The organism is Solibacillus silvestris, assembly GCF_051967575.1.
Taxonomy (GTDB): domain Bacteria; phylum Bacillota; class Bacilli; order Bacillales_A; family Planococcaceae; genus Solibacillus; species Solibacillus silvestris_B.
Map to the genome: position 1 here is coordinate 1 of NZ_JBQCJW010000016.1, position 12,443 is coordinate 12,443.

11 protein-coding genes are annotated in these 12,443 nt (G+C 39.7%); 10 read left to right on the top strand and 1 reads right to left on the bottom strand.

Annotation, left to right across the window (positions count from 1 at the left end; translation table 11 throughout):
* Nucleotides 1-128: 128 nt before the first annotated feature.
* On the bottom strand, nucleotides 129-704 hold the full coding sequence (locus tag ACTHOQ_RS11225; RefSeq protein ID WP_440496236.1) for a metallophosphoesterase family protein: 576 nt from the start codon (nucleotides 702-704) through the stop codon (nucleotides 129-131).
* A 213-nt stretch (nucleotides 705-917) separates the two neighbouring features.
* Between ACTHOQ_RS11225 and ACTHOQ_RS11230 the strand changes: the two genes are divergently transcribed.
* From ACTHOQ_RS11230 to ACTHOQ_RS11275, 10 genes are all read left to right on the top strand, one after another.
* On the top strand, nucleotides 918-1,763 hold the full coding sequence (locus ACTHOQ_RS11230; RefSeq protein WP_440496237.1) for a MurR/RpiR family transcriptional regulator: 846 nt from the start codon (nucleotides 918-920) through the stop codon (nucleotides 1,761-1,763).
* 57 nt (nucleotides 1,764-1,820) lie between these two features.
* Nucleotides 1,821-3,224 (top strand): extracellular solute-binding protein, encoded by a 1,404-nt coding sequence (locus ACTHOQ_RS11235; protein WP_440496238.1) that lies wholly within the window; start codon nucleotides 1,821-1,823, stop codon nucleotides 3,222-3,224.
* A 263-nt stretch (nucleotides 3,225-3,487) separates the two neighbouring features.
* Complete coding sequence (locus ACTHOQ_RS11240) at nucleotides 3,488-4,381, top strand: carbohydrate ABC transporter permease (RefSeq protein ID WP_440496239.1); 894 nt, start codon at nucleotides 3,488-3,490, stop codon at nucleotides 4,379-4,381.
* A gap of 13 nt (nucleotides 4,382-4,394) precedes the next feature.
* Nucleotides 4,395-5,219, top strand: a complete 825-nt coding sequence (locus tag ACTHOQ_RS11245) for a carbohydrate ABC transporter permease (RefSeq protein WP_440496240.1) — start codon at nucleotides 4,395-4,397, stop codon at nucleotides 5,217-5,219.
* Nucleotides 5,220-5,229: 10 nt separating this feature from the next.
* The gene (locus ACTHOQ_RS11250) at nucleotides 5,230-6,261 is read left to right on the top strand and encodes a serine hydrolase domain-containing protein (RefSeq protein WP_440496241.1); all 1,032 of its coding nucleotides are present in this window, start codon (nucleotides 5,230-5,232) and stop codon (nucleotides 6,259-6,261) included.
* Between the two features lie 14 nt (nucleotides 6,262-6,275).
* Nucleotides 6,276-7,253, top strand: coding sequence for an N-acetylglucosamine kinase (locus ACTHOQ_RS11255; protein ID WP_440496242.1), 978 nt, complete (start codon nucleotides 6,276-6,278; stop codon nucleotides 7,251-7,253).
* Nucleotides 7,250-8,155 (top strand): N-acetylmuramic acid 6-phosphate etherase, encoded by a 906-nt coding sequence (murQ, locus tag ACTHOQ_RS11260; protein ID WP_440496243.1) that lies wholly within the window; start codon nucleotides 7,250-7,252, stop codon nucleotides 8,153-8,155. The genes ACTHOQ_RS11255 and murQ overlap by 4 nt, the downstream gene beginning before the upstream one ends.
* A 172-nt stretch (nucleotides 8,156-8,327) precedes the next feature.
* Entirely contained in the window at nucleotides 8,328-9,470 is a 1,143-nt protein-coding gene (locus ACTHOQ_RS11265; RefSeq protein WP_440496244.1) for an acyl-CoA dehydrogenase family protein, read from the top strand.
* A 22-nt stretch (nucleotides 9,471-9,492) separates the two neighbouring features.
* Complete coding sequence (locus ACTHOQ_RS11270) at nucleotides 9,493-10,674, top strand: acetyl-CoA C-acetyltransferase (RefSeq protein ID WP_440496245.1); 1,182 nt, start codon at nucleotides 9,493-9,495, stop codon at nucleotides 10,672-10,674.
* Between the two features lie 534 nt (nucleotides 10,675-11,208).
* Complete coding sequence (locus ACTHOQ_RS11275) at nucleotides 11,209-12,441, top strand: DEAD/DEAH box helicase (RefSeq protein ID WP_440496246.1); 1,233 nt, start codon at nucleotides 11,209-11,211, stop codon at nucleotides 12,439-12,441.
* Nucleotides 12,442-12,443: the final 2 nt, after the last annotated feature.

Sequence of the window (12,443 nt, forward strand, 5' to 3'; positions counted from 1 at the left end):
AGCGTCTTTAGACGTGGGCCAGTAATCCAGCGTTTCACGCGCAGAGAAAACCACCAGTTCAACTGGTGGTTTTTATTGTTTCCGAACAAATACGAATTCGGCGATGGCGTGAACAGGCTGCCATTGCACTACTGGGCTTGCATAAACGTAACGGTCATCGCTTGACTGTCATATAAGCACCATTCTTTATTATCGACTACCGGACCAACATTAATTTGATAAGGCTTTTGTCCAACTGCCAGCGGAATGTCATAAGGGACGGGTTGTCGTTGCCCATTGTTATAAATTGCTGCCTCATGACTATGCCCAAAAAACAGCAGCGGCGTTTTAATGCTGGGGAAGGTAGGGTTATATGTTTTATCCCACTCTATTTGATGGCCATGAATCAATGTAGCATGTTCAATTACAAGGGCTTTTTCATATTGCAGAAAGCGCTTATCCCCCGTTACAAGCGCAATACGTTCTTCTTGGTTGCCGATAATTGAAGGGAAGGTTAATAAACTCATAAATTTATCATTAATAACCGCAGCATCCTTAAGCTTGGCATTACGAATCGTTTTCGCTTTTTTCTTGCCGATTGTACATTCAAATAAATCCCCCAAGCCGATAATCTCCGCATTAGGTGCTACTTTCTGTATATGGTTTAGCACCTTTTTCGTATTTTTATAATGTGAATGCAAATCACTTAAAATTGCGTACTTCATAAAATGTCACCACCGTGTAATAGGATTTCCAACAATATTATAGCAATAGTCAAATTATCGATAAATAAGTCATTCTTATTTACAAAATTATCGGAAAATTAAAATAAAATGTTGACGACTGTTATGTGGAAGTTTTATTATGAAGTTAAATTTCATATATTTTATATTATATGAGAAGTTTTGCGACATTTTGTTTGAAAGTAGGTAATAAAATTGGAAAATAGTATTGAGAGATTACGATCGGGGATTGAATTGCTGAAACCTGCTGAAAGAAATGTAGCCTTATATATTTTAAATCATCTAGATGATGTAATTCATATGTCAATTGCTGTACTTGCAGAAAGAGCTAAAACAAGCGAAGCAACGATTATACGGATGTGCAGAGCTTTGAATTTTTCCGGATTCAAAGATTTAAAACTGAGTATTGCAAAAGCATCCACTATTAAAGTTCAACAAAATCATAATTTTGAATTAGAGAAAGATTCGACTATACTGCAAATGATTCAGACAATTGAAAAGCATAACATCGATGCGATACAGCGAACATTAATGATCAATGACGAAAGAGAATTAGAGAAAATTATTCATCAAATTAATAATGCCAGGAAGATCATATTTATTGGAATCGGAGCTTCGGCAATCGTAGCCCAGGATTTTGAACATAAACTAAAGCGAATTAATAAAAATTGCGAAACTATTTTCGATAGTCATGGTCAGCTTATTGCCGCAACACACGCAACGAACGAAGATGTTATATTCGCTATTTCCTATTCAGGTGAAACGAAGGAAATTATTAATGCACTTACAGTGGCAAAAGGGAATGGAGCTACAATTATTACGATGACGCAAAATAAAAGGAATACACTGCAAAGTTTTGCTGATTATGCACTTTATATCGTTTCTTATGAAGCGGATATTCGCAGCTCGGCAACCGCATCGCGCATCGCTCAGCTTACGTTGATTGATATTTTATATACAGGCATTGCAACATTGAACTATGAAAATTCAATCATTGCGTTAAATCGTACACTCGACGCAATTAAAAGTTTTTCACGTTAATATTGGTGCTGACTATATTCATATAGTTGACATAATTAAAATAAAGGGGTGTTTTGTATGTTTGTTAGCAAAGGGAGAAAGCAAGGCTGGTTTTTAGTAGCATTAATAAGTTTAATGTTATTGCTCGTTGCATGTTCCAATGACGAGGAATCAAGCAACAACACTGAGGGAAATAGCAGTACAGAACAATCAACAACTCCATCGGATACTACTGCAAAGGAAAATACGGCAGATGGCTTGTCAGGCACACTGGAAATTCAATATTTCGTTGGGGGATACGGTGATGGATGGTGGAAGAAAGTTATAGGGGACTTCCAAAAACAGCATCCGGATTTAAAAATTGTCGAACATGCAGGCCCGAATATAAATACAGAGATGAATACACGCTGGATTTCAAATACACCGCCTGATGTAGTATATATCGATGGTGCAGGGGCAAGCGAAACTCAAATGATCGCAGAAGGCCAATTGATGGATATTAGCGAATTTGCAAAAGGGCTTAAACTTGAAAATGGCACAGCACTATTAGATAGCTTCATCTCGCCGGCAGAAGAAGTGGATGGCGGAAAAATTTATAGTTTACCATTAGTGTTCGATACTTGGGGAACATGGTATGACAGTAAATGGTTTGAAGAAAATGGTTGGGATATACCAACTGACTTTGACAGCTGGATAAGCTCAATGGAAAAAATCAAGGGCGATGCGAATATTGCTCCTTTTGTAACAACAGGACAACATACACAGTACTTCCAACGTGGTGTATTGAATCCAGCATTTGCTGCAGCCGGTGGTGAACAGTTATTAAATGACTTAAACGATGGCGTAGTGGAAGCTTGGAAGAAGCCTGAAACACTTGAAGTATTGAAAAAGGTGGAAAAAATCGCACAAGCAAAAATATTGGATACTGGTTTTGCGGCATATAATCATACGCAATCACAAATGAACTTCTTAATGCATAAAAATGCTTACATTCCAGTAGGATTCTGGTTACCGAATGAGATGAAAAATGATACACCTGATAGTTTTGAATTTGGCTTTACACCAACACCTATGAATGATCCTGGTGAGCCATTAGCACTTGTACCGGATATCCGTACAATTGCAATTGCAGAAAAAGCGAAAAATCCGGAAGCTGCGAAGGCATTTTTGGAGTTCATCTTCACAGAAGAATATGCGCAGGCATTTGCTGAGTCAACTGGTGCGATTATGAATATGAAAAATATTGATTTATCCGCGAATACTAATGTACCTGACTTCTTGAAAGGTATAAATGACATGATCAACAACCCTGGTTCTGTGCATACTTACAAACGATATACACCAGATGCAGAAGTGCAAAAAATTGCAGTCGAAATTACAAACGAAATCAAACTATTGATTATTGATATTTTACTAGGTGATATTACTGCCGAAGAATTCGTCGATAAAATGGCGAAAAAAGCGGAGGAATTAAGAAAATAGCGAGTTGTTCACAACTAACCTGGGTTGGCTATAAAGAAATAAGGTTGCTAAAAGCTTTTTAGCAACCTTTGTTTAAAAGATGAGGAAGTATAAGTTTTGGCTTTTTAGCAGTGTCTAGACTAAAGCGCCAGCCTCTCGGTCATTTCAGCCATTGCTGCAAAAGGGGTGGAGTGTTTACTTTTGCGTCGGGCTCTCCAATGCCTGTCGGGGCTAGAAGGACGATTTAGCGCTTTTCTAATAAAGCGAGAAAGGAGAAATGAACTATGACCTTTTCCTCCAAAAGTAAATATTTGTTTTTAGTATTTTGCTTATTGCCGACCTTTCTTTTATTTTTGATTTTTACGGTCTATCCTATGTTGGGAGGCTTGTATTACTCGTTTTATGATTGGTCTGGTACGAGTGCGAACAAAACATTTATCGGCTTGGATAACTATATTCGTTTATGGAATGATTCCATTATTAAAAAGGCAATAATAAATGACTTTTTCTTCGTATTTGTCAAAGTCATCGGTATTATGACGCTCGCATTATTTTTTGCGGTAGCATTAACACAGCTTCGTATAAAGGAAGCGCCATTTTATAGAATTGTATTTTTCTTTCCGAACATTATGTCGGTTGTAGTAATTGGTATTCTATGGCAGTTTATTTACGACCCGAATATGGGGATCGTAAATAGCTTATTAAACCAAATCGGATTAACGGAATGGGCGCGTCCTTGGCTGGGAGATAAAACGTGGGTGCTGCCAAGTATTGCGATTCCTGCGATTTGGGCGGGGATTGGCTTGTTTATGCTGCTTATAATGGGCGGTATTTCGAATGTACCGAAAAGTTTATACGAAGCTGCCGAAATTGACGGTGCATCAGAGTGGCAGCAATTTTGGAATATTACGGTTCCATTAGTCTGGCCGCAAATAAAAACATCCATTCTTTATATTATTATTACATCGCTTAACGGTTCGTTCGTGCTCGTGCAAGTCATGACAGGCGGCGGACCCGGAAGTTCTTCAGAAGTTATGGGCTCGTATTTATACCAGCGTGCCTTCGAAGATTTTCAATTTGGTTATGGAGCAGCGATTGGCGTGCTTATTTTAGTTGTCTCGCTAATTACCGTTTTGGTATCGCAATTCCTTTTGAAAAAAGAAAAAGTCGAATATTAACGGGGGAGATTAAATGAAAACATTTTCAAAGATTTTAGTGCGCATCCCGTTAATTTTATGGGCATTTATCGTAATTTTCCCATTAATATGGATGTTTATGGGTGCGTTTAAATCGAATGCAGAAATTTTCACTTCGCCTTGGTCATTGCCGACAACCTTTAGTTTTTCGAATTTCGAGCGCGCATGGAATGACTATAATATCGGGCGTGCATTTTTAAATAGCCTTTTTGTAACTGTTCTTGGTTCATTTTTTACGCTATTGTTATCGATTCCTACAGCATATGCATTGGAGCGTGTCCGGTCAAAATTTGGTGAAGTGCTGATCAATGTTTATTTAGCTTCAATGATGATTCCGTCTGTATTAGGATGGATTCCACTATTTTTCTTGTTAATGAAATTTAATTTACTCGACAATTTATGGGCATTATCACTTGTTTATGCAATTTCGCATGTACCGTTTACGATTTTCATTTTAATAGGATTTATCGGCAATATTCCAAAGGAGCTGGAAGAAGCGGCGGTCGTTGATGGCATGAGCCCATATGGAATATTATTTAAAATCGTGACACCGCTCATCAAATCGGGAATTATGACAGTGACAATATTAAATGCGATTTCTTATTGGAACGAATTTTTCATGGCACTGATTTTACTGCAAACAGAAAGCAAAAATACGTTAGGTGTCGCGATGAATTTGCTGAAAACCGATGCGCAATACGATAGTGCATGGGGTGTATTATTTGCCGGATTATGCATTGCTGTCATACCGGTAATCATTTTCTATTCGATTTTCCAGCGCCATATCGTAAAAGGTATGACAGAAGGTGCAATCAAATAGGAGGGGGATCATGTCTTTTTCTAAAATAGAACAATTTATTGAAACAGCGATTCAAAACAATGAACTGCCCGGTGCAGTATTAGCTGTGGCAAATGCAAAGAATGTACTTTATTGTAAAGCGTTCGGCATGGCACATATTGAACAGAAAATCCCGATGTCGGAACATACGATTTTTGATTGTGCTTCATTAACGAAAGTAGTAGCAACAGCAAGTTCGGCTTTATTATTGCTTGAGCGGGGATTAATTGATTTAGATGATTCTATCAGCTATTACTTTCCGGAACTTAAGACGATGCATGAAGAAGTTAGAATTCGTCATTTATTAACACATACAAGTGGCTTTCAGGCAGAAATCAAATTTTATAATGAGCATATAGCTTACACAGATGTCATTGAACATATTGCACAGAAGACTGAACGGAAAAATGTAGAGCAGCAGGTCGTTTATAGTGATATAAACTATATTTTACTAGGAAAATTGATAGAAAAAGTTTCGGGTGTTTCATTAGCAGAATACGCTCATAAAAACATTTTTCAACCTATTGGTATGCATAATACCCTATTTAATCCACCTGTTCAGCTACAAGAAAAAATTGCGGCGACTGAATACCGTTCTTATTTAAAGAAACATCAATGGGGAGAAGTCCATGATGAAAATGCACTACATTTTGGCGGAGTAAGCGGGCATGCAGGGCTGTTTTCGACTGCTGAAGATTTGGCGAAGTTTGCCCAATCTTTTATGAAAAATAACGACTCTATTTTTCACGAGCATACAAAGCAATTAGCAAAGATGAGTTTTACAGAGCAGCATGAAGAACAACGCGGATTAGGGTGGCAATTGTATTCACCGCCTTCATTTTCCGGCCAATATTTACAGGATGGTTTTGGACATACCGGTTTTACAGGCACGTCAATCTGGATTTCGGATGAGAAGCAATTAGCAATTATATTGTTAACAAATCGCGTTCATTTTGGACGTAGCTGTGAAATTCAACGGTTTCGACGAATTGTGCATAACTTAGTTGCACTTGAGAATGAATAGATAAGGTGAGCGGTATGTCAGGAAAATTATGGATTGGAATAGATGGTGGCGGCACTAAAACAATCGCTGTAATCGGTGATAAAGGCGGACATTTACTTGCGGTAGCCAAGGGGAGTTCCGGCAATTTAACCGCGATTTCAACAGAGCAGTTGTATACACTTATAAATAATCTGATCGACCAATTATTAATGAAGACAGATGCAGCATTATCAGATGTAGAAACGGTATTTGCTGCAATGGCAGGGGCGGATCGACAGGCTGAGCAACAAAAAATATATGATGCGTTCTGGCAATCACCAATTCTTGCAAAACTTAAAGTTCAGAGTGATATCCACGCTGCATTAGCAGCAGGGACATGGGGCAGAGAAGGTACTTTACTTATTGCTGGAACTGGAGCAATTGTATTCGGTTATGAGCAGCAAAAAATATTTCGTGCTGGTGGCTGGGGCTATTTATTGGGTGACGAAGGAAGCGGCTATCATTTAGGGAAGCTTGCCATTCGTTCTATATTAAAGGCGAATGATGACAAAGTGCCTTTGAAACCTTTTCAGGAAAAGATATTGACCCATTTTAATATTCTTTCACCGGACCAGCTCATCACAAAAGTATACAGCAGCACAAATCCTGTGGCCGCTATTTCTTCTGTGAGCAGGATTGTATTAACGGCATGCGATGAAGATATATTAGCGAAATCCATCGTTAAAGCTGTTCATGAAGCATTACTAGAACTAATTGACAGTGTCTATTCACGAATTGATCGGACAAATCCAGTAGTATTACATGGCGGATTATTTTCGAATGATATATTTTTTGAAGAGTTTAAAGTGCGTTTTTCATCGCGATTCCCTGATTTAATTGCATCGAAGCCTCCAATTTCGGGAACAGTTGGAGCTTACTTATTAGCATTATATGAAAATAAAATTGAAGTGAGTGATCCAGTTAAACAAACGATTCAACAAACATGGCGTCTATTGGAAGGTGAGATAACATGAATTACGATCAATTAACGACTGAAAAACGGAATAACCAAACAATGAATTTGGATGTAATGCCCATCTCGCAAATACTTCACATAATGAATAAAGAAGATTTGCAGGTTGTGAAAAGTGTCGAACAAGTTTTACCTACTATTGAGAAAGTAATTAAAAGGGTAGTTGAAAATATTAGTAATGGGGGTCGCCTCTTTTATATCGGGGCAGGGACTAGTGGTCGTTTAGGTATGCTGGATGCTTCTGAATGCCCCCCTACTTTCATGACCGATCCGGAACTTGTGCAAACGGTAATGGCGGGCGGACAGGACGCTTTTTTTCAGGCAGTGGAAAATGCTGAAGATCGTATAGAAGATGGGAGAAACAAATTAAAGGAAAAAAACATTACCCGGTTCGATTCCATTATCGGCATTACGGCGAGTGGTACGACACCATTTGTAATGGGTGCATTACAATACGCACAATCCGTCGGGGCTTTTACGGTAAGTTTGACGAGCAATATAAATTCTGAAGTAAGTCGTTATGCGGATGAAGCGATAGAAGTAGTCGTGGGTCCTGAAATATTAACAGGTTCAACTCGATTAAAAGCAGCTACTTCACATAAGATGATCCTAAATATGATTAGTACGACATCGATGGTGCAATTAGGCAAAACATATGAAAACTTAATGATTGATGTGCATGCAAGCAACAAAAAGTTAATCGAGCGGGCTAAGAGAATTGTCGTTGCTGCTACTGACTGCACATATGAGGAAGCGGAAGAGGTGCTTGAAAAAACAAAATTTGCTGTCAAGCCATCAATCGTCATGCTAAAAACGAATCAAAATTATGAACGTGTAAAACTGGTGCTTGAACAAGTAAACGGTCATACGAGAAAAGCTATTTTACTTTTAAACAATAGTTAATAACGAGAGTTGTCATGAATCATTCTGACAACTCTTTTTCATTATTTACTATGATTTAACTAGAATTTCTGTATAGTGCGATAATATTTCTCATAAAACCATTGTTTCCATTTTTTGTGACTGTTAAAATTGAGGTGTATTAATATTCTGAAAAAGATGAAGGGGCGGGGAAATGAGCATTTATACAGAAGAGCATGAGATGTTTAGAAAAGCATTACGCAAAATGCTGGATAAAGAGGCATATCCTTATTTTGAGCAGTGGGAAAAAGACAGGGATATTCCACGCGAGTTTTGGCTGAAGCTCGGGGAGAATGGCTTTTTATGTCCAATGGTCAGTGAACAGTATGGGGGACTTGCGCTGGATTTTGGCTATTCTGCTATATTAACGGAGGAGCTGGAGCGTGTTGGGGCAGGGTTAGCGAGCGGGATTTCGCTTCATTCCGATATTGTGACACCTTATATAGAAGCATATGGAACAATTGCACAAAAGGAAAAATGGCTTCCTAAAAGCGTTACAGGTGAGTACATTTCGGCTATTGCCATGACGGAACCGGGTGCAGGCTCTGATCTTGCAGGCATTCAAACGACAGCGAAAAAAGATGGGGATGTCTACATTTTAAACGGAGAAAAAACCTTTATTACGAATGGCATTCATGCTGATTATGTTGTTGTCGTCTGTAAAACAGATCCACAGGCCAGCCCGGCGTACAAAGGGGTTAGTTTGCTAATTGTGGAAAGCGGCACTCCTGGTTTTAAGCGTGGAAAAAAACTGGACAAAATCGGGATGCATAGCGCAGATACAGGTGAGCTTATTTTTGATGATGTACGTGTACCAGCAGAAAACCTATTAGGGGAAGAAAACCGCGGCTTCTATTATTTAATGGAAAAACTGCAGCAGGAACGCCTCATTGTCGCACTGGAAACGCAAATCGAAGCAGAATGCTGTTTAAAGCTGACAGTGGACTATGTAAAAGAACGAAAAGCATTCGGCAGCCGTATTGCTGATTTCCAAAACACTCAATTTAAGTTAGCGGAGATGGCGACAGAAATTGAACTTGGCCGTACATATGTCGATAGTCTAATTGCCAAACATAATGCAGGGAAAGATATTGTGAAGGAAGTATCGATGGCTAAATGGTGGATCAGTGAAATGGCCAAGCGCGTTGTAGCGGATTGCCTGCAGCTTCATGGGGGGTACGGTTATATGGAGGAATATGAAATCGCAAGACGTTACCGAGATATACCGGTAGCAGCGATTTACGCTGGTACAACAGAAATTATGAAGGGGATTATCGCAAAGCAAATTTTAAAATAGTACTGACAAAGGGGATCGAATAATGAAAAATGTATATATCGTAGATGGGGCAAGGACAGCATTTACAGCTTTTGGGGGTTCTTTTGCAACAACAGATGCAGTACAGCTTGGCACAAAAACAGCAGTTGAAGCATTAAAGCGCGCAAATGTGCAACCTGAACAAGTCGACCATGTTATTTATGGCGGTGTGATTACAACAGGTGCGAACTCTGCTTATTTAGCTCGTCATATTGGTCTTTATGCAGGCGTACCAAAGGAAGTACCGGCATTAACGTTAAATCGGCTTTGCGGATCTGGTATGCAATCGGTCGTATCGGCAGCTCAAATGATTCAGCTTGGTGAAGGGGAAGTTGTACTCGCCGGGGGAGCGGAAAATATGTCCCAGTCGCCATATTCGAATTTCGAACAGCGCTTCAGCGGTGCAAAGCTTGGCAATCTGGAGTTTACAGATATGCTTCAAGCAACATTGATTGACCAATATACTGGCTCCGGGATGGGCTTGACGGCAGAAAAGCTTGCTGAGCAATATACGATTTCACGTGAAGAGCAGGATGCATTCGCACTTCTTTCAAACGAACGTGCCGCAAAAGCGCGGAAGGACGGCATTTTTGCAAAAGAAATCGTGCCTGTTGCTGTAGCTGCGAGAAAAGGCGAGATTTTAATAGATCAGGATGAACATATTAAAGAAGGCGGAACACTGGAAAGCTTGGCAAAATTACGCCCGGCTTTTAAAAAGGACGGCTCCGTTACTGCTGCGAATGCTTCCGGAATTAATGACGGAGCAGCATCTGTCGTTGTCGCGAGTGAGGATTTTGTAGATGACAACGGATTAAAGCCATTAGCTCGTATCGTATCATGGGGAATAGCAGGTGTTGACCCGACGATTATGGGCATAGGCCCGGCTCCGGCAATTCGTCAGGCATTGGAGCGTGCGAATTTAACAATTGAAGATATGGATTTAGTTGAAATTAATGAAGCATTTGCTGCCCAATATATCGCGGTGGAAAAAGAACTTGGCCTGGACCGTGAGAAAACGAATGTAAATGGTGGTGCAATCGCACTTGGTCACCCGGTTGGTGCAAGTGGTACAAGAATAATCTTATCTGCTGCCTATGAATTGCAGAGACGCAACGGCAAATATGCTGTCGCCAGCCTATGCATCGGCGGCGGACAAGGAATTGCTTTAATTATTGAAAGAGTGTAGATACTAGGCGTGCTGGAAGGTAGATTTCCAGCATGCTTTTTTGTTGTGAAAAATTTGTATGGGCGGAGTTTTATTAGAACAAGGGAGTGTGTTATTAGAACAAGTGGCTACGATATTAGATGAAATAGGAAGTTTATTAGAAAATGGTCGGATATGAAGTTTGGGTAAGCTCTTTTTAGCCAAAAATACGGATAAAAAGCATTGGGTTTGATTTTTATTAGAACAATGCTGCGGGATATTAGTAAATGCCGGGTGGATATTAGAAAATGGCAAGATGATATTAGCCCAAAGCGAACCTATATTAAAACAATGGCAGGATATATTAGAAAATCGCACTTTTATTAGAACAAATTAAAATATATTAGATGATTTCCGAATTTATTAGAAAATCCCCTAGCTTTCACGCTTCATTTTTCAATTGACACATAGCCTCCTTTTTTCGCTGTAAAACACTAACCGGTATCCCGCCAAATTTTACGCAACAATTATGGAATATGGTACACTAAAGCCAACGAATAAAAGGTGGTAAACAATATGTCAGCAATCAGTTTATTAAACGAAACACTGCAAAATAAATGGTCGTTTGAAACGACAATGAAAATCCAGGACGAGATGATCCCCGCGATGATCGAAGGAAAAGATATCGTGGCGGAATCTCCGACAGGCTCAGGGAAAACATTGGCCTACACTTTACCGATTTTAAACAAAGTAGACGGCAAAAAGAAACAAACACAGGCATTAATAGTAGCCCCTTCACAAGAGCTTGCGATGCAGATTGTCGAAGTAATCCGCGATTGGACAGTAGGAACGGATATTACAGTACAGCAACTAATCGGTGGTGCCAACTCCGCACGTCAAATCGAAAAACTGAAGAAAAAGCCAACAATTGTTGTCGGCACACCAGGCCGTTTAAACGAATTGGCACGCCAAGGGAAATTGAAGCTTAAAGAAATCGAAACAATCGTTTTGGACGAATGTGATCAGCTGCTGAGCCGCGAATACCGAGTTGTCGTGAAATCTTTTATCGAAGGTGCCGCATTTGGCCGCCAAGTCGTTGTCGTGTCGGCTACGATTACAGAGGAAATTAAACTTGTCGCGGAACGTTTAATGTTCGAGCCGATCAGCATTGAAATTAAACCGGAAGACATGGTGAAGTTCGGGAAAGTCGTTCATTCCTTTGTAAAGGTAGAGGAACGCGACAAAACAGATATGCTACGTCGTTTGGCTAATATCGAAGGTTTGCGCGGATTGGCATTTGTCAATAACATCGACCAAGTATTAATGAAACAGAACAAGCTGGAATACCGGGATGCGCCGATTGTGGCACTTCACTCGGACATGAAAAAAGAAGAGCGCAAAAAAGCGCTTGATGCATTCCGTAAAGGGGAAGCCCGCATTTTAATCGCGACGGATATTGCAGCAAGAGGTTTAGATATTTCAGGTTTAACACATGTTATTCATGTTGATGTGCCAAGAACGATCGAGCAATATACACATCGTTCTGGTCGTACGGGCCGTGCAGGTGCAGATGGGGAAGTATTGACATTATTATCATATAAAGATGAAAAGACGTTCAAAAAATGGCTGCGCGATCTTTCATTGAAAGGCATTCAAAAGGTTTGGGGGCAAGGTCAACTGATTGAAGGAAATGCAAAAACAGTGATGACAAAAGCAGCACCGACTACTAAAAAAGCAGCTGAGAAAAAGCCTTATCAACCAAAGTCCAATAAAAAAGGCATGACATTCAGTAAGAAAAAGGAGAAATAATC